The organism is Micromonospora sp. NPDC005298, from assembly GCF_040607375.1.
Taxonomy (GTDB): domain Bacteria; phylum Actinomycetota; class Actinomycetes; order Mycobacteriales; family Micromonosporaceae; genus Micromonospora.
Genome location: NZ_JBEXGP010000015.1, coordinates 43,975 through 64,626 on the forward strand (window position 1 = coordinate 43,975; position 20,652 = coordinate 64,626).

The 20,652-nt window shown below is 73.0% G+C and carries 21 protein-coding genes; 8 read left to right on the plus strand and 13 right to left on the minus strand.

Annotated elements, in window-relative coordinates; genetic code table 11:
- The first annotated feature begins 60 nt into the window (after window positions 1–60).
- The gene (serS, locus tag ABZS77_RS20300; protein WP_354825054.1) at window positions 61–1,344 is read left to right on the plus strand and encodes a serine--tRNA ligase; all 1,284 of its coding nucleotides are present in this window, start codon (window positions 61–63) and stop codon (window positions 1,342–1,344) included.
- On the opposite strand, the gene ABZS77_RS20305 is transcribed toward serS, so the two are convergent.
- The 4 genes from ABZS77_RS20305 to ABZS77_RS20320 form a co-directional block, all read right to left on the minus strand.
- Window positions 1,330–2,253 carry a cytochrome c biogenesis protein CcdA gene (locus tag ABZS77_RS20305; RefSeq protein WP_354824808.1) on the minus strand — a complete coding sequence of 308 codons (924 nt, stop codon included), beginning with the start codon at window positions 2,251–2,253 and terminating at the stop codon, window positions 1,330–1,332. The two genes, serS and ABZS77_RS20305, sit on opposite strands and share 15 nt — an antisense overlap.
- Window positions 2,250–2,777, minus strand: a complete 528-nt coding sequence (locus tag ABZS77_RS20310) for a redoxin domain-containing protein (protein ID WP_354825057.1) — start codon at window positions 2,775–2,777, stop codon at window positions 2,250–2,252. The genes ABZS77_RS20305 and ABZS77_RS20310 overlap by 4 nt, the downstream gene beginning before the upstream one ends.
- 119 nt (window positions 2,778–2,896) lie before the next feature.
- Complete coding sequence (locus ABZS77_RS20315; RefSeq protein ID WP_354824811.1) at window positions 2,897–4,363, minus strand: NADH-ubiquinone oxidoreductase-F iron-sulfur binding region domain-containing protein; 1,467 nt, start codon at window positions 4,361–4,363, stop codon at window positions 2,897–2,899.
- A complete protein-coding gene (locus tag ABZS77_RS20320; RefSeq protein ID WP_354824814.1) occupies window positions 4,360–5,985 on the minus strand; it encodes a hypothetical protein in 1,626 nt (541 codons plus the stop codon). The genes ABZS77_RS20315 and ABZS77_RS20320 overlap by 4 nt, the downstream gene beginning before the upstream one ends.
- A gap of 279 nt (window positions 5,986–6,264) precedes the next feature.
- On the opposite strand from ABZS77_RS20320, the gene ABZS77_RS20325 reads away from it, so the two are divergent.
- Together ABZS77_RS20325 and ABZS77_RS20330 are read left to right on the plus strand one after the other, a co-directional pair.
- Window positions 6,265–7,710, plus strand: a complete 1,446-nt coding sequence (locus ABZS77_RS20325) for an alpha-amylase family glycosyl hydrolase (RefSeq protein ID WP_354824817.1) — start codon at window positions 6,265–6,267, stop codon at window positions 7,708–7,710.
- Between the two features lie 86 nt (window positions 7,711–7,796).
- A complete protein-coding gene (locus tag ABZS77_RS20330) occupies window positions 7,797–8,708 on the plus strand; it encodes a L,D-transpeptidase family protein (RefSeq protein WP_354824820.1) in 912 nt (303 codons plus the stop codon).
- A gap of 93 nt (window positions 8,709–8,801) precedes the next feature.
- Here the strand turns inward: ABZS77_RS20330 and ABZS77_RS20335 are convergent, their stop codons facing one another.
- From ABZS77_RS20335 to ABZS77_RS20350, 4 genes are read right to left on the minus strand one after another with little or no spacing between them, the layout of a single operon-like run.
- Window positions 8,802–9,425 carry a response regulator transcription factor gene (locus ABZS77_RS20335; protein WP_354824823.1) on the minus strand — a complete coding sequence of 208 codons (624 nt, stop codon included), beginning with the start codon at window positions 9,423–9,425 and terminating at the stop codon, window positions 8,802–8,804.
- Window positions 9,422–10,549: a histidine kinase gene (locus tag ABZS77_RS20340; RefSeq protein WP_354824826.1), complete on the minus strand. Its 1,128-nt coding sequence runs from the start codon at window positions 10,547–10,549 to the stop codon at window positions 9,422–9,424. Before ABZS77_RS20340 ends, ABZS77_RS20335 begins: the two co-directional genes overlap by 4 nt.
- A 26-nt stretch (window positions 10,550–10,575) precedes the next feature.
- Window positions 10,576–11,376, minus strand: coding sequence for an ABC transporter permease (locus tag ABZS77_RS20345; protein WP_354824829.1), 801 nt, complete (start codon window positions 11,374–11,376; stop codon window positions 10,576–10,578).
- 1 nt (window position 11,377) lies between these two features.
- Window positions 11,378–12,277 (minus strand): ABC transporter ATP-binding protein, encoded by a 900-nt coding sequence (locus ABZS77_RS20350; protein WP_354824831.1) that lies wholly within the window; start codon window positions 12,275–12,277, stop codon window positions 11,378–11,380.
- Window positions 12,278–12,425: 148 nt separating this feature from the next.
- On the opposite strand from ABZS77_RS20350, the gene ABZS77_RS20355 reads away from it, so the two are divergent.
- Together ABZS77_RS20355 and ABZS77_RS20360 are read left to right on the plus strand one after the other, a co-directional pair.
- The gene (locus ABZS77_RS20355; protein ID WP_354824833.1) at window positions 12,426–13,289 is read left to right on the plus strand and encodes an alpha/beta fold hydrolase; all 864 of its coding nucleotides are present in this window, start codon (window positions 12,426–12,428) and stop codon (window positions 13,287–13,289) included.
- Window positions 13,290–13,329: 40 nt separating this feature from the next.
- On the plus strand, window positions 13,330–14,475 hold the full coding sequence (locus ABZS77_RS20360; protein ID WP_354824836.1) for a site-2 protease family protein: 1,146 nt from the start codon (window positions 13,330–13,332) through the stop codon (window positions 14,473–14,475).
- On the opposite strand, the gene ABZS77_RS20365 is transcribed toward ABZS77_RS20360, so the two are convergent.
- Both ABZS77_RS20365 and ABZS77_RS20370 read right to left on the minus strand, forming a co-directional pair.
- Entirely contained in the window at window positions 14,460–15,734 is a 1,275-nt protein-coding gene (locus tag ABZS77_RS20365) for an FAD-binding protein (protein WP_354824839.1), read from the minus strand. The two genes, ABZS77_RS20360 and ABZS77_RS20365, sit on opposite strands and share 16 nt — an antisense overlap.
- Complete coding sequence (locus ABZS77_RS20370; protein ID WP_354824842.1) at window positions 15,731–16,483, minus strand: hypothetical protein; 753 nt, start codon at window positions 16,481–16,483, stop codon at window positions 15,731–15,733. The genes ABZS77_RS20365 and ABZS77_RS20370 overlap by 4 nt, the downstream gene beginning before the upstream one ends.
- Before the next feature lie 119 nt (window positions 16,484–16,602).
- Here ABZS77_RS20370 and ABZS77_RS20375 point away from each other — a divergent pair, with 119 nt between their 5' ends.
- Window positions 16,603–17,028 carry a hypothetical protein gene (locus tag ABZS77_RS20375; protein ID WP_354824845.1) on the plus strand — a complete coding sequence of 142 codons (426 nt, stop codon included), beginning with the start codon at window positions 16,603–16,605 and terminating at the stop codon, window positions 17,026–17,028.
- Between the two features lie 13 nt (window positions 17,029–17,041).
- Here the strand turns inward: ABZS77_RS20375 and ABZS77_RS20380 are convergent, their stop codons facing one another.
- Window positions 17,042–17,971, minus strand: coding sequence for an LLM class F420-dependent oxidoreductase (locus ABZS77_RS20380; RefSeq protein ID WP_354824848.1), 930 nt, complete (start codon window positions 17,969–17,971; stop codon window positions 17,042–17,044).
- A 100-nt stretch (window positions 17,972–18,071) separates the two neighbouring features.
- Between ABZS77_RS20380 and ABZS77_RS20385 the strand changes: the two genes are divergently transcribed.
- Both ABZS77_RS20385 and ABZS77_RS20390 read left to right on the plus strand, forming a co-directional pair.
- Complete coding sequence (locus tag ABZS77_RS20385; RefSeq protein ID WP_354824851.1) at window positions 18,072–18,383, plus strand: metalloregulator ArsR/SmtB family transcription factor; 312 nt, start codon at window positions 18,072–18,074, stop codon at window positions 18,381–18,383.
- Window positions 18,384–18,902, plus strand: coding sequence for an SRPBCC family protein (locus ABZS77_RS20390; RefSeq protein ID WP_354824854.1), 519 nt, complete (start codon window positions 18,384–18,386; stop codon window positions 18,900–18,902).
- Window positions 18,903–18,938: 36 nt separating this feature from the next.
- Here ABZS77_RS20390 and ABZS77_RS20395 read toward each other — a convergent pair whose 3' ends face one another.
- Both ABZS77_RS20395 and ABZS77_RS20400 read right to left on the minus strand, forming a co-directional pair.
- Window positions 18,939–19,976 (minus strand): hypothetical protein, encoded by a 1,038-nt coding sequence (locus ABZS77_RS20395; protein WP_354824857.1) that lies wholly within the window; start codon window positions 19,974–19,976, stop codon window positions 18,939–18,941.
- A complete protein-coding gene (locus ABZS77_RS20400; RefSeq protein WP_354824860.1) occupies window positions 19,976–20,245 on the minus strand; it encodes a hypothetical protein in 270 nt (89 codons plus the stop codon). Before ABZS77_RS20400 ends, ABZS77_RS20395 begins: the two co-directional genes overlap by 1 nt.
- Window positions 20,246–20,652: the final 407 nt, after the last annotated feature.

Below are 20,652 nucleotides of genomic sequence, written 5' to 3' on the forward strand. Positions count from 1 at the left end.
GGCACGACGGTAGCATCTGGTGGTTCACCTGTGACCCCGGACGGAGGCGTACGGAGCAGCATGCTCGACATGGAGTTGATCCGGAAGGATCGCGAGGCGGTGGCGACCGCGCTGGCGAAGCGTCTGGATCCCGCCGAGGTCACCCGTGCCCTGGACGAGATCCAGCGGCTCGACCAGGAACGACGCGCCCTCATCACGGAGATCGACGCCGAGCGGCAACGCCGCAAGGCCGAGGCCCGGGCGTACGCGCAGGCCAAGCGCGCCGGCGAGGAGCCGCAGGCCGCCGCGCCGGACGCCGAGCGTAAGCAGCTCGCCGAGCTGGAGTCCCAGCTGGACGAGGTGCAGGCCCGGCTGCGCGAAGCGATGAGCGAGCTGCCCAACCTGCCCAGCGACGACGTGGTGGCCGGCGGCAAGGAGGCCAACCGGGTCGTCAAGACCTTCGGCGAGCCACCGGCCATCGAGAAGGTCCGCGACCACGTGGAGCTGAGCCGCGCACTGGGTCTGGTCGACTACGAGCGCGGCGTCAAGCTCGGTGGGTCCGGCTTCTGGATCTACACGGGGCTCGGCGCGCGGCTGGAGTGGGCGCTGCTCAACTACTTCGTCGACCAGCACATCAGGGCCGGGTACGAGTTCCTGCTCCCGCCGCACCTGCTGCTGGACTCGGCCGGCTTCGCCGCCGGGCAGTTCCCCAAGTTCTACGACGACGTCTACCACCTGGACGCGGCGTCCGCCCCGCGCGGGCAGTTCCTGCTGCCCACCTCGGAGACGGCGATCCTCGGCGCGTACCAGGACGAGATCCTGGAGACCCCGAAGCTGCCGCTGAAGGCGTTCGCGTACACCCCGTGCTACCGGCGCGAGTCGGCCGGGTCGCACTCGGACGAGCGCGGCACGGTGCGCGGGCACCAGTTCAACAAGGTGGAGATCTTCCAGTTCACCCTGCCGGAGCAGGCCGACGCGGCACTTGAGGAGATGCTCGCCCACGCCGAGAGCCTGGTCGAGGGGCTGGGCCTGCACTACCAGCGCACCCTGCTCTCGGCCGGTGACGCCAGCGCGTCGATGAAGAAGACCCTCGACATCGAGGTGTGGATGCCGAGCACCGGCAAGTACAAGGAGGTGTCGTCGGTCTCCTGGGCCGGCGACTACCAGGCTCGTCGGGCGGCCATCCGTTACCGCGAGCCGGGCGGCAAGCAGACCCGCTTCGTGCACACCCTCAACGGTTCGGCGCTGGCCACGAGCCGGCTCTTCCCGGCCATCCTGGAGCAGTACCAGCAGGCCGACGGCTCGGTGCTCATCCCAGAGGTCCTCCAGGACCGCCTGGGAACAGACCGCCTAACCCCCCGCTGACCCACCCACCCCGCCCGTCGATCCTGCAGTTTCGGACCCGTTCTCTGCTGCTCTTGTCGCGGCAGAAACTGCAAGATCGCGGGATGGGGGGCGGGTTCGGGCTGCGTGTAGGAGCAGCAGGGCAACTAGGGCCGCCAGGAGCAGCGCCGGGCCGAGGCTGTCCAGGAACTGCGCCAGGGCGTGTTGCAGTCGGGACGCCGCCTGGATCACCGGGTCGTGCAGGGCGTCGCGGCGGCCGGCGGCCAGCCTCGCCTCGTACCAGCCGTACCAGGCGACGTAGCCCCCGGCGAGCAGCAGCACCAGGCCACTGAGCCGAGGCACCAGCGCGCCGGCGCCGCGCAGCCGGGCCACCAGGCCGTCGCGCAGCAGGGCCACGCCGAGCGCGGCGACCGCGACCACCAGACCCATCCCCAGGGCGTACGCCCCGAACAGTGCCAGCCCTCGCCCGGCCGACCCGGCCTGGAGGCTGGTCACCACGATGGCCAGGAACGGCGCGATGGCGCAGCCGAGCGACGCCAACGCGTACGCCGCGCCGAACAGCGCCATGGACGGCCAGGACCGGGTCAGCCGGGGCGCGCGGGCCGACCAGCCGGGGGCGGGCAGCCGCCGGCCGGCGAGCAACCAGCAGCCGGCCACCACCAGCAGCACCCCGAGCGTCACGGTCAGCCACGGCAGCCGGGGCCGCAGCCAGCCGGCAAGCGGCGCGAGCGCCAGGCCGAAGGCGCCGAAGACCAGCACGTACCCCAGGGTCAGCCCGGCCGCCGCGGTGAGCGCGCGGCCGACCGCGCCGCGCGTGTCCGTGGCACCGGCGACCAACAGCGAGAGGTACGCGGGCAGCAACGCGAAGCCGCACGGGTTGACCGCGCCGAGCATGCCGGCGGTCAGCGCGAGCAGCAGTGCGGCGGTCACGCCCCGGCCAGCGCGGCGACCTTGGCGGTGAGCGCCTCACCGTCCAGGAATCCCTGGTGCACGACCCTGCCGTCCCGGTCGATGATCACGAAGATGCTCTGTTCGGTCACCTTGAACCGCTTCCAGAGGGCGCCCTTGCGGTCGTCGATCTGCGGCGTTCCGGCGAGGTCGAACTCGGCGACGAAGTCCTTCATGGCCCGCTGTTCGCCGAGCCCGGCGACGCCGATGATCGGCACGGTGTCCCGGTAGCGGGGTGCGACCTCGGCAATTGTCCAGGCCTGGCTGGCGCAGGTGGCGCACCACGGCGCCCAGAACCACAGCACCACCGGCTTGCCGGCGAGCTGCGCGGCGTCGAACGCGGCGCCGGTGAGGGTGGTGCCTGTGAAGCGCAGAATGTCCGGGACCTGCGCCGCGGCGGCGCTCGGAGCGCCGGACAGTGCGGTGGTGGCAGGTGTCGCGGTGCCGGCGGCTGCCGGAGGGGGTGCCGCGGTGCCGGTGCAGGCGGCCGCGGCGAGCAGGGCCAGGAGCGGCACGACCGCGGTGCCTCGGCGTGGCCACCTTCGTGAGCGGCGCATCGGTCTCCCTCCACAGTCGTAAGGAAGGTGCCCTTCCTATACATGAGGCGTTAGAAAGGTGCCCTTCCTTACTCGGCCTTGGCGAGGCGCAGAGCGAGTTCCGGGCACACCTTGACCGCCTTCAACGCGCCCTCCCGCAGCCAGGTCGGCACGGGGGTGGGCGGGAACGCGGGGTATCCGTTCGCGTCGAGCCGGATGAAGTCCGGTACCACGTGCGCGCAGAGCCCGTGCCCGTCGCAGCGGGACCAGTCCAGGGTGAGTTTCTGCGGGTTGGCGTCGGGTGCGCCCGGCAGCCCCATCACGCCCTTGACCCGCCGGCCACAGCCGTCGCCGGTGCTGTGCAGCCGCAGGTCCTCGGTGAAGACCTCGATGGCGGAGAGCGCGAAGCGGGCGGTGCCGTCGGGGTGGCTGCACGCGCCCCGGCCCTTCACCTCGCCGGCGGCTGCCCGCACCACGTCCGCCGGTTGGCTGCCGGCCACGGCCAGGTCCACCGCGCGGGCCAGGTCCGGCAGGCCCATCTTGCACGGTCCGCACTGGCCGGCGGACTCGCCGGCGAGGTAGCGCACCACCTGGGCGGCCTCGCCGAGCGGGCAGGTGTCGAGCCCGAGGGGGACGATGATGCCGGCGCCGAGGGTGCCGCCGACCGCGGCGAGTCCCTTGCGGGACACCTCGGCCTTCTCCGCGGCCTCCGGGGTGATCCACTTGCCGTGGTAGCCGCCCATCAGGATGCCCTGGACGTCCGGCACTTCGCACAGGTCGAGGACGTCGCGCAGCGGCATGCCGGCGGTGCACTCCACCACGGCGGGTCGGCCCGCCGCGCCGGTGACGGTGAGCAGCACGGTGCCCGGCTCGTCGTCGGTGCCCAGCGCCGCGTACTCGTAGGGGCCCAGTCGCGCGCCGACGGCGAGCTGGGCGTACGTCTCGGCGTTAGACAGCAGGGTGGGCAGTCCGCCGACGCCGGAGTCGCTGGAACGCTTCTTGGTGCCCGGCGGGATGTGCGGCAGCCCGTTGATCCCGTTGACAAGCGCGCCGCCCTCGCCGGAGATGAACCGGTGCGGCACGGTGACGATCGTCGTCTGCACCGGCATCCGACGCTCCTCGAGGGCCTCCATCAGCGAGTCCCGGCCAACCCCGTCATCGGCGACGCCGATCACGATCTCGTCGGCGTCGAGCGCGTACGCGGCGAGCGCCGCGCCGTCGAGGATCAGGTGCGGGGCGCGGGTCAGCAGCACCTTGTCCTTCCAGCTGGCCGGCTCCCCCTCGGTGGCGTTGACCACCACGACGGCGGCGAGGTCCTGCCGCTCGCAGGACTCGAGTACGGCGCGCAGCTTGCGGGCGAACGGGAAACCGGCCCCGCCCTTGCCCTTGAGCTGCATGCCCTCGGCGAGCCGGAGTAGCTGCGCCGGTTCCATCGGGCCGACCGGTCCGTGCACCTCCTCGTGCGCGGCCAGGTCGAGCCGCCCGAACTCGGCGAAGCCGGCGGTCAGCCGGGGTTCGCCGACGCAGGCGACCGGGGGCACGGTCGTCCGCATCACTTGGCCTCACCCCGCAGCCCGGCCCAGTACGCCCCGTCCACGGCGTCCGCGTTGGCCTTGCGGCGTTTGGCGGAGCGGCCCTCGGCGCGGCGGGCGCGGCGGGACGCCAGGTCGACGAGGGTCGGGGTGTCGTCGACGGGAGGCGCGATCTCGTCCGGCACGTACCGGGCCGGCGGGCGCCAGTAGTCCGGCTCCTCCGGCAGGTCCTCCTCGACGCTGTGCCGACCGCTGCCGCTACGGGGCGCGGCCGAGATGGGGCCGGCGGAGATCGGCTCGGCGGAGACCGGGCCGGCCGAGATCGGGTCGGCGGCCTGCCACCGGCGCGGGCTGTCCCACGGCTCCTCGGGCTCGGCGACCGTCCGTTGTGGCGGCGCCGAGTAGCGGGTGCCGTCGTCCTCGGAGCGGGATCGGCGGCTGGCCCGCTCGGCGGCCGGCTCCTCGGCGCGGCGCCGCCGGGGCGGGGCCGTCTCCTCGTCCCGGTCGCGGGTACGCGACCCGCGTCGCCGGGTCACCGGCTCCTGCTCTTCCTCGTCGCGTCGACGGGTGACGGTCTCGTCCACGGCTCGGCGGGCCGAGCGGCGGGCGGCGGGTTCCGCCTCGTCGCGCCGGCGGCGGCTGGGCACCGGCTCCTCCTCGCGGCGGCGGCTGGGCCGCGCGGGCTCGGCGAGGGAGCCGGGTTCGGGCACCACCGGGACGGTGAACCGCTCGGGGTCGCGCCGCCGGGCGGCCGGTGGGGCGGTCCACGTGGCGGTGGTGGCCTCCGCCCAGGCGGGACGCTTGTCCGCGGTCGACTCACGGCGGCGGCCCAACCCGGCCAGCAGCGACCGGCCCCGGCTCTCCGTGCCGGGCCGGGCGGCCATGGCGGCGTTGCGCAGGGCCGCCTGGTGCTGTTCGCGGCTGCGCCGGCCGATGGTGACCGAGAGCCGTACCAGCAGCGCCAGCACGACCAGCAGGATGCAGCCGAGGTAGCTGAGGACCACCCAGGACTTCGCGGCCCGCCCGGCGTTGAGGCCGTGCAGGATCGCGAAGGGCCAGGACAGGTACGCGGTGGAGTGCAGGGTGCGCCACAGCCACTTCGGACCGACGCCGGCGAAGCGGGCCCGGATGATGCCGGTCCAGATCACGCTGACCATCAGCAGGGCGGCGACCGTGCCGAGCCCGACGTAGAGCCCTCGGCCGCCGACGAACGGCACCAGGGCGTCGGTGGCGGCGGCCCGTCCGGTGGCGATCTTGGTGAGGACGTGGAAGCCCAGCCCGGCAACGCCGAGTACGCCGGTGGCCCGGTGCGCCGACTGCATCAGCACCCGGTGCGAGATGCCCAGCACCAGCCGGTCGGTGGCGAGCAGGCCGAGCATCACGGTGAGGCTCAACGACACCAGGGCGATCACCCCGGCGAAGAACTCGGTGAAGAAGAAGCCGTACGCGTACGCCGTCTGACCGGCGCCGGTCAGCATGGTCGCCGCCCAGACGGCGGCGAGCGCCGACGCGATGAGCGCGGCGGTCGCGGACCGCGACCGGGTGCGTACGCCCCGACTGCTCTCGCTGGTCCGGACGGTGGCCGCCTTCTGGTTCTGCTGTGCCCGGGCCATCTGCTCCTCGATCGTCTCGCGGCGGCGTACCACCGGCCGACCCCTGCTCCCCCATCCAGTACGGACGGGCGGGGTCGGCGGATCACCGGTGGGTGAAAAATTCTGGGTCGCGATCGAACCGAGGGGCGTCGCCGTGCGTTGTGTCCGCCCAGGCGGTCGGGACTGGACAGCGACGGATGTCCATGCATTGACAGCCGTTGCAACACGCTTGTAATCTTTCGGCAAATTTCAGTCTGGGTTGCAAGATTCCGGCAACGTCAGGCTCTCCCCCGCAGCGCCCCACCCCCACCCCCGCTCCCGTCAGGAGTCCCGATGCACCGACGTCGACGCGGCTCGGCGATCCTCGCCCTCGGGCTGATCGCCAGCCTGCTCGTCCCCACCGCCGTGACGGCACCCCCGGCCGTCGCCGCCCCGTCCGGCACCAAGAAGGTCATCGTCCAGCTCTTCGAATGGAACTGGCCGTCGGTGGCCAGCGAGTGCCAGAGCACGCTCGGCCCCAAGGGCTACGGCTACGTCCAGGTCTCACCCCCGCAGGAACACGTGCGGGGCAACCAGTGGTGGCTGGCGTACCAGCCGGTCAGCTACCGGATCGAGTCCCGCAAGGGCACCCGGGCCCAGTTCCAGTCGATGGTGAACACCTGCCACGCGGCCGGGGTCAAGGTGATCGTCGACGCGGTGGTCAACCACATGTCCGGTCAGGACAACGGCGGCACCGGCTGGGCCGGGTCGCCCTACTCGCACTACGACTACCCGGGCATCTACCAGACCCAGGACTTCCACCACTGCGGCCGCAACGGCGGCGACGACATCGCCAACTACAACGACAGGTACGAGGTGCAGAACTGCGAACTGGTCAACCTCTCGGACCTGAAGACCGAGTCGGACTACGTGCGCACGAGGATCGCCGCGTACCTCAACGACCTGCTCTCCCTCGGCGTGGACGGCTTCCGGATGGACGCCAGCAAGCACATGCCGGCCGCCGACATCGCCGCGATCAAGAGCAAGCTGTCCCGCTCGGCGTACATCGTGCAGGAGGTCATCTACGGCGCGGGCGAGCCGGTCCAGCCGACCGAATACACAGGCATCGGTGACGTGCACGAGTTCCGCTACGGCAAGGACCTGGCCCGCGTGTTCCGCTCCGAGCGGCTGGCGTACCTGAAGAACTTCGGCGAGGGCTGGGGCCACCTGCCGAGCGCACCGGCCTCGGTGTTCGTCGACAACCACGACACCCAGCGCGACTCCGGCGGGGTGCTCACGTACAAGGATCGCGGGATCTACGCCCTGGCGAACGCCTTCATGCTGGCCTGGCCGTACGGGTCGCCGACGGTCATGTCCAGCTACACCTTCAGCAACCGGGACGCCGGCCCGCCGTCGGACGGCGCCAACAAGACCCTCAACACCACCTGCTACTCCGGCTGGGAGTGCGAGCACCGCTGGCCGGTGATCGCCAACATGGTCGGGTTCCGCAACGCCACCGAGGGCGCCGGCGTCGCCAACTGGTACGACAACGGCAACAACCACATCGCGTTCAGCCGCACCGGCAAGGGTTTCCTCACCGTCAACGACGAGGACTCCGCGGTGAACGGCCGCTCCTACTACACCGGCCTGCCTGCCGGCCGGTACTGCGACGTCATTCACGGCACGTACAGCGGTGGCACGTGCAGCGGCCCGGTGATCACGGTGGACGGTAGCGGCTGGTTCGCCGCGAACGTGCCAGCCCACGACGCGATAGCCGTCCACATCGGCGCCCGCGTCTAACCCCGCGCAAGGAAGGGCACCTTCTTATCGCTTTTTGTATAAGAAGGTGCCCTTCCTTGCATCCCTGCGTCCGATACAGTTGTTTCGTGTCGTTTGACCGGATTACTCCGTACCGCCGCCGCGCCGGCCTCATCGCCGCCGCCATCGCCGTACCCGCGCTGCTGATCGTCGCGCTGCTGGTCGGCAAGGCTCTCACCCCGCGCTCGACGGCCCCCGACGACCGACGCGTGGTGGCCGCCGATCCGACGCCCAGCAGCGTCGAGCAGAGCCCGGAGGAGTCGGTCCCGCCGGCCGCGCCCGCCCCGGACGGGCTGCCGGTGGTCGACTACGACCCCGCGCCCAAGGGCTTCCCCGCCGACCCGGCCACCATGGACACGACGCCGCTGACCGAGGGCGTGCACCCGACCCGGCGCGTCGCCGCGTACGACGCGCCCGGTGGACGTCCGCTGGCCTTCCTCGAACCGACGCTCGCCGGTGTCGAACTGACCGTGCCGGTCGCCGAGAAGCGGGCCGGTTGGACGGCCGTCCTGCTGCCGTCGGCCAACCGGCGGCTGGCCTGGCTGCCGCCCGGCGGGTTCGCCACGGTGCCGCTGCGCGACCAGATCGTGGTGGAGCGCAAGGTCCACCGGCTCACCTGGTACCGCGCCGGCAAGGCGGTGCGCTCCTGGAAGACCAGCCTGGGCCAGGAGGGGCAGGAGACCCCGCTCGGCCGCACGTTCGTCCTGGGCCGCACCCCGCCGCCGGAGCAGGTGTACGGCGGCGTGGACATCTACGCCCTCGGCTCGGTGCCGGACGACCCCGAGGCGGTGCCGACCGGGCTGCGCGGCGCGCACATCGGCCTGCACACCTGGTACAACGACGATGAGCTGGGCGAGAACACCACCAACGGTTGTATCCGGGTGACCCGCAGCGGCCAGCGGGAACTGCTCGCCGAGGTGCGTCCGGGCAGCAGCCTGGTGGTGGTCGATCAACTGCCCACGCCGCCGCCAACGGCCTGAGCGGCGCCGCCAACGGCCTGAGCGCCGCCCCGACGGCCTGAGCGCCGCCGCCGACGGCATGAGCGGCGCCCCCGACCGCCTGAGCGGCGCCGTTCACTCGCCGAGCAGCCAGCCGTTGCGCTCGGCGACGCGGACGGCGTCCGCCCGGTTGCGGCCACCGGTCTTGCCGATCGCCGCCGAGAGGTGGTTGCGCACGGTCCCCTCGGACAGGTGCAGTGTCGCGGCCAGGTCGGCGACGGTGCCGCCGCCCCGCGCCGCGCGCAGCACCTCGGTCTCCCGCTCGGTCAGCGGGCTGGCGCCGGTGGCCAGGGTCTCCGCGGCCAGCGTCGGGTCGACCACCCGCAGGCCGGCGTGCACCCGACGGACCGCGTCGGCGAGCTGCCGGGCGGGGGTGTCCTTGACCACGAAGCCGTTCGCGCCGGCCTCCATCGCCCGGCGCAGGTAGCCGGGCCGGCCGAAGGTGGTGACCACCAGCACGCGGCAGGTCGGCAGCGCGGTCCGCAGCGCGGCGGTCGCGGCGATCCCGTCCAGGCCGGGCATCTCGACGTCGAGCAGGGCCACGTCGGGCGTGTGACGCAGCGCCTCGGTCACCACCTCGTCGCCCCGGCCGACCTCGGCCACCACGGTCAGGTCCGGTTCCAGCGAGAGCAGCGCCGCCAGCGCGCCCCGGACCAGCGCCTGGTCGTCGGCGAGCAGCAGCCGGATCGGTGCGCTCACCGGGAGTCCCCCGGCGCGTGAACCCGCAGCAGGAAACCGCCGGACGGTCGGCGACCGACGGTCACCACGGCGTCCAACCGCCGCGCCCGCTCGCGCAGACCCACCAGCCCGTGGCCGGTGGTGTCGGGAGTGGACGGGCCGCGGCCGTCGTCGGCCACCTCGATCCCGTCCTGGTCCACCCGGACCGTGCAGCACCGCGCCCCGCTGTGCCGGACCACGTTCGTCACCCCTTCCCGCACCGCCCAGCCGAACAACCGGTCCCACTCCGCCGGCAGCGGCGGCACGTCGGCCGGCAGGTCCGCCGCGATGCCCGCCGCGGCCAGCGCGGAACGGGCGCCGGTCAGCTCCGCGGCCAGGGTCACCTCGCGGTACGCGCCGACGGTCTGCCGCACGTCGGCCAACGCGGCCCGGGCCAGCCTCTCCACCTCCGCGATCTCGGCGGCGGCACGGCCGGTGTCCACCTCGATCAGCCGCCCGGCCAGCTCGGCCTTGATCGCCACCACGGTCAGCGAGTGCCCGAGGATGTCGTGCAGGTCGCGGGCGGCGCGGGCCCGCTCCTCGGCGACGGCGAGGCGGCCGATCTCCCGCTGGGCGGCCTGGAGTTCGCTGTTGCGCTGGGCCAGCCGGGACACCCCGAACATGGCGAACGAGGCGAGCAGCACCGCCCAGACGATGCCGGTCTCGGTCCGCCACCCCGGTACCAGCCAGGAGGCCAGCGCGGGGGTGACCGCGCAGACCACCACGGCGGCCAACGCCTCCCACGCGGGCAGCAGGAACACCGCCGCGGCGGCCACGTAGACCAGGGTGGCCAGCCAGTCCCCACCGGTGCCCGGCATGCTGGCCAGGCCCACCGCGAGCAGCAGCGCCAGCCCGGACCGCGCCCGGCCCACCGGGATCGGCAGCAGCGACTGGCGCAGCCGGCGGGCCCACTCGAACAGCAGCACGTAGCCGACGCTGAAGGCGATCAGCGCCGCGACCCCGACGAGCCGGCGCCACAGCTCCGCCTGGTGCAGTGCGGTGGAGAGCGGCACGTTGAGGAAGAACAGCCACACCGCGGCGAGCAGCCAGCCGGTGAGCCGCCAGTGGCGGCTCACCGGCCGGGGCTGCCCGGGCGAGAGGTCCATCGGGTTCACGCTAACCGTCCCGCCGGTCAGACCCGCGCGGTGTCCCGGCGGAACAGCCGGGCCGCGCCCACCCCGAAGACCAGTGCCCAGACGACCAGGTTGGCCACCGCCGCGAGGCTCACCCCCTCGCCGGTGAGCGGGGCACGGGCCAGCTCGCCCATGCCGTACACCGGGGTGAACGTCGCGACCTGCTGGAGCACGTGCGGCAACACCTCGACGGGTACGAAGAGCCCGCCGAACATGGCGAGCACGGCCAGGATCGGTCCGAGGAACTGCATGACGTTCTCCGCCGGCACCAGGTAGCCGATGAACAGCCCGAACGCCGCGAACACCAGCGATCCGAGCCAGGCGGCCACACCGGACAGCAGCCAGACGTACGCCGGGATGCGGACGCCGGCCACGGCGCCCACCAGGAACTCGACGGCGACCGCGAGCAGGCCGAGGGTCATCGCGGTGATCAGCTTCGTCGCCACGTACGCGGTCGGGCGCAGCGGGGTGAGCCGCAGCTGCCGGCTCCAGCCCAGGGCACGTTCGGTGGCCACCGCGCCGCCCGCGCTCGTCGTCGCCACCATGGCCGCGTACACGGCCAGGCTGATCATGATGTACGCCGTCACGGGCCGGCCGTTGTCCAGGTTCTGCCCGCCCTGCGGCAGGCCGAAGATGAGGAAGAAGACACCCGGCATGATCAGCGTGAAGGCGAGGGTACGGCGGTTGCGCAGCACCCGGCGCAGCTCGATGCGCAGGACGCGCGGGGAGAAGCCGCCCAGCACGGGCAGCCGACGGTCCGGCTCGACGGTCGGGGTGGGCGTCGCCGACAGGGTGGTCATCTCAGGCTCCGGTCTGCGCGGTGGTCAGGGCGATGAAGGCGTCCTCGAGGTTCCGGGAGGTGATCTCCACGTCCCGGGCGTCGGTCCTGGTGAGCAGGTGCCGGGCGATCGCGTCCGAGTCGCCGGTGCGCACCAGCACGGTGTCACCACGTACCTCCACGGCGTCCACGCCCGGCAGCGCCGCGAGCGCGGCCTGGTCGGCGCCGGGCAGGGTGGCGCGTACCGTGCGGCCGGCGGCCAGGTTCTTGATCTGGGCGGTGGTGCCGTCGGCGACGACGCGTCCCTGCCGGACCAGCACGATCCGGTCGGCGTACGCGTCCGCCTCGTCGAGGTAGTGGGTGGCGAAGACGACGGTCCGTCCGGCGCGGGCGTCGCGGCGCAGTGCCTGCCAGAAGTCCCGCCGACCCTCGACGTCCATGCCGGTGGTCGGCTCGTCGAGCACCATCAGGTCCGGGTCCGGCAGCAGGGCCAGCGCGAACCGCAGTCGCTGCTGCTGACCGCCCGAGCAGCGTCCGACCATCCGCCCGGCGATGTCGGCGATGCCGGCCCGCTCCAGCACCTCGACGGCCGGCCGGGTGTGCCGGTAGAAGTGGGCGGTCATCTCGACCGTCTCGCCGACGGTCAGGTCCTTGAGCAGTCCGCCGGTCTGGAGTACGGCGGCGACCCGACCCCGGGCCACCGCCTCGTCCGGCGTACCACCGAGGACGCGGACGGTGCCCGCGTCCGGCCGCGCCAGCCCGAGCAGCATGTCGATGGTGGTGGTCTTGCCCGCGCCGTTCGGGCCGAGGAAGGCCACCACCTCGCCGGGCTGCACCCGCAGGCTCAACCCGTCGACGGCGGTGACCGCGCCGAAGGTCTTGGTGAGGCCGTCCAACTCGACGGCCGGATGCGTACTGGTCATGTCACTGATGCTCCGGCGGCGCGTACCCCCGTGCCCGGAGCGGCCGTCACGTCCCGACCGTGACATTTGTCAGGGGCGGTTCCCCGGGGTTTTTCGGCCCCGCAGCGGGTAACCGCCGGGCCGGACACGCGACACCGGGGGGAACGCGATGGGTGCCACGCCGCAGGGCCGGGTCGACACGGTCGTGCTGATCCACGGACTCTGGATGACACCGCGCAGCTGGGAGGGGTGGATCGAGCGGTACACCGCCCGCGGCATGCACGTGATCGCGCCCGCCTGGCCCGGCATGGACCGGTCCGTGGAGCAGTTGCGCGACGACCCCGGACCGATCGCCGAGCAGGGCATGGCCACGATCGTGGCGCACTACGACAAGATCATTCGGGCGCTGGCCCGACCGCCGATCATCATGGGGCACTCGTTCGGCGGCCTGTTCGCCCAGGTCCTCGCCGACCGGGGCCTCGGCGCCGCGGTGGTGGGGGTGCACCCCGCGGCGATCAAGGGCGTGCTCAAGGTGCCGCTGAGCCAGCTCCGCTCCGGCTTCCCGATCCTGCGCAGCCCCGCCAACCGGAGCAGGGCCGTCCCCTTCACCCCTGACGACTTCGCCTACACCTTCGGCAACACGATGAGCCGAGCCGACTCCGACCGGGCCTGGGAGCGCTACGCGGTCCCGGGCGCCGGGCGGGTGTTCTTCGAGGGCGCCTTCGCCAACATCGACCCGCGCTCACCCGCGCGGGTCGACGTCGGGCGCAACGACCGCGCCCCGCTGCTGCTGATGGCCGGCGGACTCGACCACGTGGTGCCGGCGTCGGTGGTCCGCTCCAACGCCGGGCTCTACCAGAAGTCCCGGGCGCTCACCGCGTACGAGGAGTTCCCCGGGCGGTCGCACTTCACCGTCGGGCAGGCCGGCTGGGAGGAGGTCGCCGACTACGCGCTGGACTGGGCGCTGCGCGCTGCGGCCCTGCCCCGGGAGGCGACCATCGCCAGCGAGAGCCCCCGCAGGTACGGGGCCTGATTCACGGCATGCCCGCGACCTTTGGGGGTATCTCCGTGGGATGAGGGCGAGTTTCCGGCTTGGCCGGGTCGCGGGGGTGCCGGTCGGCGTCAACTGGAGCGTGCTGGTCATCTTCGCGCTGATCGCGTGGGGGCTCTCCGCCAACCAGTTCCCCCGCTCGTACCCCGATCGCTCACCCGTGGCGTACGCCCTCGCGGGTCTGGCCGCCGCGGTGGTCTTCTTCGTCGGCCTGCTGGCCCACGAGGTGTCGCACGCGATCGTCGCCAAGCGCAACGGGCTGGAGGTCGACGGCATCACGCTGTGGCTGTTCGGCGGGGTGGCGGAGCTGCGCGGCGAGCCGCGCGACCCGGGGGCCGAGCTGCGGATCTCCGGCGTGGGCCCGCTGGTCAGCCTGGTGATCGGGGCGTTCTTCGGTGCCATCGCGCTGCTGCTGGCGTTGGCCGGGCAGGGCGGACTGCTCTTCGGGGCGGTGGCGTGGCTGGCCGGCATCAACGTGCTGCTCGCCGTCTTCAACGTCCTGCCGGCCGCGCCGCTGGACGGCGGTCGGCTGCTGCGCGCCGCCGTGTGGAAGGCCACCGGCGACCGGACCCGGGCGTCGGTGGTCGCCGCGCGGGCCGGCTGGGTGCTGGGTGTACTGCTGATCGGTCTCGGGCTGTGGCAGTTCCTGGCCGGGTTCGGCTTCGGTGGCCTGTGGCTGGCGCTGATCGGCTGGTTCCTGATCGGGGCGGCCGGCATGGAGGAGCGCCAGGCCCGCGCCGGCAGCGCGCTGCGCGGCATCCGGGTCGGCGAGGTGATGACCCCGCAGCCGCAGACCGCGTCGGCGGACATGACGGTCGGCGACTTCGTCGACCACTACCTGTTCGCGTACCGGCATTCGGCGCTTCCGCTGACCGACCAGGGCCGGCCGACCGGGCTGGTCACCCTGGACCGGGTACGCGGCGTGCCGGCCGACCGGCGGGGGTCGACCAGTCTGGCCGAGGTGGCCTGCCGGGCCGACCAGCTCGTCCTGACCCGGCCCGACGAGCAGCTCAACGACCTGCTGCCCCGGCTCAGCGAGTGCGCCGACGGCCGCGCCCTGGTGGTGGACGACGACGGCCGCTTGGCTGGCATCGTCTCCCCCAGCGACATCAGCCGCGCCGTCCAACGCGGCGCCATGCGCACACCGACCGGTCAGCGGGGCAGGTAGCGGTCCAGCAGGTCGGTGCGGAACTTGCCGGTGGGGTCCATGCGCGTCAGCAGGGCGGCGAAGTCGTCGTACCTGGGGTAGCGGGCGGCCAGCTCCGCCGGATCGGTGACGAAGACCTTGCCCCAGTGCGGGCGGGGAGCGAACGGCGCCAGCCGCTCCTCCACGGCGGCCAGGACCGGGAGCACCCGGGCGGCGTCGTCGATCCAGGTGAAGTGCACGACGAAGCTGTCCCGCCTGTGGTTCGGGCTGAGCCACAGCTCGTCCGCCGCGACCGTCCGCAACTCGCACACGTGGAGCACCGGGGCGATCAGGTGCGCCACCTCGTCCAGCGCGGCCAGCGCCTCGGTGGCCACCGAGCGGGGCAGGTGGTACTCGGACTGGAGTTCGTCGCCGCTGCTGGGCGTGAAGCCGAGCTTGAAGTGCGGCAGCCGCTCGTGCCACGGGCCGGGCACACCGAGCTGCGGTGTGCAGTTCTCCGCCGGCATGCCGAGCACCGGATGCCGGGGCTCGTCGGCGGCGGTGGTGCCGAGCCAGTCCGCGTCCGGTGGCGCCTGGTCCACCGCCTGCTTGCGCCACACCTCCCGCAACCGGGGCGTACGCCAGTCGGTGAAGACGCTCACGCTGTACGCCGAGCCCAGCGCCTCGTCCAGCGCCTCCCGTGCCAGGTCGAGGCGGACGTACTGGCGCAGCTCGAAGGCCGGCACCAGGTCCAGGGTGACCCGGGTGACCAGGCCCAACGTGCCGAGCCCGACCACCATGCCGGCGAACATGTCCCCGTCGGTGTCGCGGTCCACGTGCAGCAGGTCCCCGTCGGCGGTGACCAGTTCCAGGGCGGCGACGGAGGTGGCCAGGTTGCCGTGGGTCTGCCCGGAGCCGTGGGTGGCGGTGGCCACCGCGCCGGCCACCGAGATGTGCGGCAGCGAGGCGAGATTCGCCAGCGCGTACCCCTGGGTGTGCAGGTTCTGGGCGACGTCGCCGTAGCGCAGCGCGCCGGCGACGGTGACCCGCCGGCGCTGCGGGTCCACGTCGATGGTCGGCGGCAGACCGGCCAGGGAGACCAGGTCACCGTCGGTGTCGCCGAAGCGGTTGAAGGAGTGCCCGGTGCCGACCGCCCGGATCCGGTCGCTGCCGGCGACGAGTCGGCGCAGCTCGTCGGTGGACGTGGGCCGGTGGAACGCCCGCGCGCCGTAGCGCACGTTCCCGGCCCAGTTGCGGCGCGGCGCGTCGGCCGACGTGGCGTCCTGTCCCTGCGCGATCATGTGGCGGTCTCCCGGTCGGTGGACTGGTGGTCGGCCAGCACTGTGGCGAGGGCGTCCAGGGCGGCGTCGGCCTGGTCGGTGCCGTACCCCCGCTGGGCGATCGGCAGGCCGGCGGCGCGGACGCGGTCGATCTCGGTGCGGGCCGCCCGGCGGGCCGACGCGTCCTCAGACACCAGGGCGTCCTGGCCGCGCCGGATCAACCGGTCGACCTGGTCCATCCGGTATCCGCGCAGGCCGGTGGCCAGGTCCGGGTCGGCGAAGGCCGCGCGGCGCAACGCCTGCAGGTCCAGGAAACGGTCGCCGGCGTAGTGGGTGAGCGCGGCGGACACCTGTTCGGGCTGTTCGCGGACCTGGTCGAGGACGAGCAACTCGACGGCGGGCCGGCCGTCGAGCGGGTGCCGGGCGGTCGCCGGCCCGATCGTCACGTCCGGCGCGGGCACCAGCAGCAGCCGCGGCGGCTGCGGACGGCCGTCACGTCGGGGCGGCTCGTCGAGGACCAGCGCGCCGACCTCGGCCCACGGCAGCGTCCGGCGCAGGCCCGGCCGCCGGACGGTGAGCCCGTCCGCGCCGATGCCGAACCGGAACGGCCGCAGGGCGCTGACCAGCGCGACGCCGCCGAGGGCGATGGCGCCGACCGCGACGATCGTCCGGAGCAGGGCCCCGTCGCGGGGCAGGGCCAGCAGGACCACCCCACCGAGTACGCAGACCAGGGCGAGCACACGGGCGCCCCGACTCCGGCGCAGTTCCACGCTCGGACCCCCGTTCATGACCGTGGCGTCGGTCCCAGCATCCTCCGACAGACCGGGCGCCACGGACACCGGACGATCGGGCACGGTTGTTCTCGCCATCGTCGGGGAACCCTACGCCCATGAGCAGCTACCGCGATCCCGCCCCACGGGGCGACGTCTTCCCCTCGGAGGAGGAGCTGGACCCGACCGGCAGCGGGGTCGAGCAGGCCAGCGCGCCGCCGGCCGACGTGTCGGCGAGCCATCCGGCGCCCACTCCCGGGCCACGACCCACGCCGGCGCCCGCGCCCGCTCCGACGCCGGTGCCGGCGCCCGGACCGCCGCCGCGCTCGGGCGGCGGCGGCTCGCAGTCCATCGTGACCCGGCACCTGGACGGGTCGGTGGAGGTGGTCACCGACCTGGACGGTGACGGCGTGGCCGACATCGTCCAGATCGATGTGGACGGCGACGGGGTTCCGGACATCACCTACGTGGACAGTGATCGGGACGGCCGGCTGGACACCGTGCTGAGCGACCCGGGCGCGGTCGGCGCCCACCGGGGCGCCTGACCGGCCGCTCGGCTCAGAGCTTCGCCATCACCTCGCTGGCCACCAGTTCCAGGTGCGCCAGGTCGGTGAGGTCCAGCACCTGGAAGTAGATGCGCTGGCTGCCGGCCTCCGCGTACCGGCCGATGGTGTCGATGACCTCGGCGGGCGTACCGGCGACGCCGTTGGCGCGCAGTTCGTCCGGCTCCCGGCCGATCGCGGCGGCCCGACGGGCCACCTCGGCGTCGTCCCGCCCGCAGCAGAGCACCAGCGCGTTGGACCAGATCATCTCGGCCGGGTCGCGCCCGATCTCGGTGCACGCCGCGCGGACCCGGTCGAACTGCGCCACCGTGTCCGGCACCGACGCGAACGGCAGGTTGAACTCGTCGGCGTAGCGGGCGGCCAGCCGGGGGGTGCGCTTCGGTCCCATCCCGCCGAGCAGGATCGGCGGGCGGGGCTGTTGGACGGGCTTGGGCAGTGCGGGTGAGTCGACGACCGGGTAGTACCGGCCGTCGTACTGGAACCGCTGCCCCGCCGGCGTGTCCCAGAGCCCGGTGATGACGGCGAGCTGCTCCTCCAGGCGGTCGAACCGCTCCCCCAGCGCCGGGAACGGGATGCCGTACGCGGTGTGCTCCTCGGCGTACCAGCCGGTGCCGATGCCCAGCTCCACCCGGCCGTCGCTCATCTGGTCGATCTGCGCCACGGTGATGGCCAGCGGGCCGGGCAGCCGGAAGGTGGCCGCCGTCATCAGCGTGCCGAGTCGGATCCGGTTGGTGTCCCGGGCCAGGCCGGCCAGGGTGGTCCAGGCGTCGGTGGGGCCGGGGTCGCCGCTGACGTCGCCCATCTTCAGGTAGTGGTCGGATCGGAAGAACGCCCCGTAGCCGGCGTCCTCCGCGCAGCGGGCCACGGCGAGCAACTGGTCGTAGCTCGCGCCCTGCTGGGGTTCGGTGAAGATCCGCAGTTCCATGATCCCGAGCATAGGTAGCCGACCCGGCGCGCCGCTCCCGGACGGCGGGCCTCGTTCATATACCTTGACGGTCATATGAACGAGGAGGCATATTGGCCGGGTGTCCACCGACGCCTTCACCGTCCTCGCCGAACCCACCAGGCGCCGGATCCTCGACCAGCTCCGCGACGCCGAGCGCAGCGTCGGCGAGCTGGTCGACGGGCTCGGGGTCAGCCAGCCGGCCGTCTCCAAACACCTACGGGTGCTCCGCGAGGCCGGCTTCGTCACCTGCCGCACCGCCGCCCGGCAACGGATCTACCGCCTCGATGTGGGCCCACTGCGGGCCGTCGACGGCTGGCTCGACCCGTACCGCCAGCTCTGGACCCGGCACCTGGACGCCCTCGAACGTCACCTCGACAGTCAGGAGCAGTGAATGGACCGCGACGCGTTCCGCCCGAGCCCACCCGCCGACGCGCACGCCGACGGCACCACCCTCGTCCTCGTCCGCGACCTCCGGCACCCGCCGAGAACCGTGTGGGAGGCGCTGACCGACCCGGAACAGCTCGCGCGGTGGGCACCGTTCCTCGCCGACCGTGACCTCGGCGCCCCCGGCGCCGCCGTGCTCACAGTCGTCGACGGCGAGACGACCCAGCAGACCCCGGCGACGGTACGCCGGGCCGAGCCACCCCACCTGCTGGAGTACACCTGGGGCGACGACCTGCTGCGCTGGGAACTGGACCCCCTGGGCACCGGCACCCGGCTCACCCTGCGGCACACCGTCACCGACCGGGGCATGCTGCCGATGGTCGCGGCGGGCTGGCACCTCTGCCTCGACGTGGCCGACCGGCTGCTCGACGGCGACCCGGTCGGCCCGATCCGTGGCAGCGAGGCCAAGGACTTCGGCTGGTCCGAGCTGCGCGACGCGTACGCCGAACGGCTCGGCGAGGGCTGACGGCGGCCCCGGGCGAACCGGAGCCGCCGGGACCGCTCAGACGTACGGCCGGGTGGCGTACGCCGTCCGCAGCGCGGCCAGCCCGGCCGACTTGGGCGAGAGGGTGCCCCACCCGGAGTTGAAGTAGTTGGTCCGGACGATCCGCGGCCCACGCTCGGCGTTGAGCTGGGCGATGGCCGCGGGAACGGTGGCGATCCAGGCCGGCTGGTCGGGGATCTCGGCGGAGCGCACCCCCCACTCGGCGATGATCGCGGGTCGGGACAGCGCCACCGGCCCGAGGTCCGCCACCGCCCAGTCCTTGGTGCGGCGGAACCGGGACAGCGCGGTCTGCCCGGCGGCCGTGGCGTAGACGTTCCACTGAAGGAAGTCCAACCGGGACATCAGGGCCTCCGGGTGGGTGCGCTGGAAGCAGGCCCGGTCGAAGCCGGCGACCCCGACCGAGAAGGTGGTTCTGGGCGGCAGCGTCCGCGCCTTGAACCAGGTCAGGATGTAGTTCATCGCCTGCACGGCCCGCGCGTCCGACTCCGCCCAGGTGTACGCCTTGCCGTCCTCGGTGGTGCCGAACTCGTGATCGGTGTCCAACTCCGAGGCGAGCTGGATGTTCACCCCGAAGCCGAGGAACCGGTACTGCGCCAGGGCGCGGTGCAGCAACCCGTCGCACTGGCCCTTGAGCACCTGGCCGTACCCGTACGCCTTGGGCCAGGTGGTGCCGGGGCGCTGCTGGATGGTCATCGACGGCGCCGGCACGGTGTAGTCGGTGACGTCCACCCGGAAGCTCTGCGGCCCCGCGTTCGGGGCGCCGTAGTGCTTCAACTCCAGCACCATGTTCATCTGCACCCCGGCCTTACCGAGTTCGATCAGCCAGGGCCGGTTGTAGCCGGGGAAGATGTAGCCGTCGGCGAAACTGCGGTACTGGGTGAGCGAGCGGAAGTTCCCGCCGGCCATGTCGGCGGTCGGGTCGGCACCCCCGGAGAGGTAGTAGCCGCCGAGCACCGGCTGACTCAGGGCGTACTCGGCGGCGGCGCTCGCGGTGTGTCCGGCGGAGTCACGGACCTGCACGGTGACGCGCGGCATCACGCCACCGCCCGGTACTCGGCCACCGAGCCGCTGTCGGAGACCCGGGTCCAGGTACGCCCCGAGTCGTCGGTGACGGTCACGGTCAGCGGGTCGATGACGGCGGCGACCTTGACCGGTGCGCTGCTGTTGCCCTGCGCGTCGGTGACCACGATGGTGACGGTCAACGGCGTGGTGTCGGCGTCGGAGTAGGTGACGGTCAGCAGCATCTGGTCCCCCGGTGCGTACACCGGTTCGTTCAGGGCTGCGGTCACTGTCGGATTGGCCATGTCGGACCCTCTCTGCTTGGGTCCGCCGTGGGTCGGGGCGTACGGATGGACGACGCCGACCCCACGCGGAGTCCACGGTGGCGAAAGGCCGGCAGGCGCGGGGTGCGGCGGCGTGACCGCGAACGCGGCGGAGCCTGACTGCCGGGGTGATGACGTCCTTGTCCGGGTGGGCGGTGGCACCGCCGCGGACGCGCCCGCAGCGGGTGGAGGGCAGGCTGGGCCGGGGCGGACGATGCTGTCCGCGGCGTGCCCGAGGAATGGGATGTGACCCGACATCCGTCCGCCTCTACCCCCGCCTCAACAGTGCTCCACCAGGGGCTTTACCGTCTTGTCCGGTTTGCGACACTAGTGCCGACTTGTCGATAAAGGAGGGTCGACGGTGCGGCGCGGCGCCCGACCGGCGGACA

What these genes read in the sequence shown, in the direction of transcription:
- serS (WP_354825054.1), top strand. Translation starts at nt 61, where the DNA reads ATGCTCGACATGGAGTTGATCCGGAAGGATCGCGAGGCGGTGGCGACC.
- ABZS77_RS20325 (WP_354824817.1), top strand. Translation starts at nt 6,265, where the DNA reads ATGCACCGACGTCGACGCGGCTCGGCGATCCTCGCCCTCGGGCTGATC.
- ABZS77_RS20340 (WP_354824826.1), bottom strand. Translation starts at nt 10,549, where the DNA reads ATGGACCTCTCGCCCGGGCAGCCCCGGCCGGTGAGCCGCCACTGGCGG.
- ABZS77_RS20345 (WP_354824829.1), bottom strand. Translation starts at nt 11,376, where the DNA reads ATGACCACCCTGTCGGCGACGCCCACCCCGACCGTCGAGCCGGACCGT.
- ABZS77_RS20350 (WP_354824831.1), bottom strand. Translation starts at nt 12,277, where the DNA reads ATGACCAGTACGCATCCGGCCGTCGAGTTGGACGGCCTCACCAAGACC.
- ABZS77_RS20355 (WP_354824833.1), top strand. Translation starts at nt 12,426, where the DNA reads ATGGGTGCCACGCCGCAGGGCCGGGTCGACACGGTCGTGCTGATCCAC.
- ABZS77_RS20360 (WP_354824836.1), top strand. Translation starts at nt 13,330, where the DNA reads ATGAGGGCGAGTTTCCGGCTTGGCCGGGTCGCGGGGGTGCCGGTCGGC.
- ABZS77_RS20365 (WP_354824839.1), bottom strand. Translation starts at nt 15,734, where the DNA reads ATGATCGCGCAGGGACAGGACGCCACGTCGGCCGACGCGCCGCGCCGC.
- ABZS77_RS20375 (WP_354824845.1), top strand. Translation starts at nt 16,603, where the DNA reads ATGAGCAGCTACCGCGATCCCGCCCCACGGGGCGACGTCTTCCCCTCG.
- ABZS77_RS20380 (WP_354824848.1), bottom strand. Translation starts at nt 17,971, where the DNA reads ATGGAACTGCGGATCTTCACCGAACCCCAGCAGGGCGCGAGCTACGAC.
- ABZS77_RS20390 (WP_354824854.1), top strand. Translation starts at nt 18,384, where the DNA reads ATGGACCGCGACGCGTTCCGCCCGAGCCCACCCGCCGACGCGCACGCC.
- ABZS77_RS20395 (WP_354824857.1), bottom strand. Translation starts at nt 19,976, where the DNA reads ATGCCGCGCGTCACCGTGCAGGTCCGTGACTCCGCCGGACACACCGCG.
- ABZS77_RS20400 (WP_354824860.1), bottom strand. Translation starts at nt 20,245, where the DNA reads ATGGCCAATCCGACAGTGACCGCAGCCCTGAACGAACCGGTGTACGCA.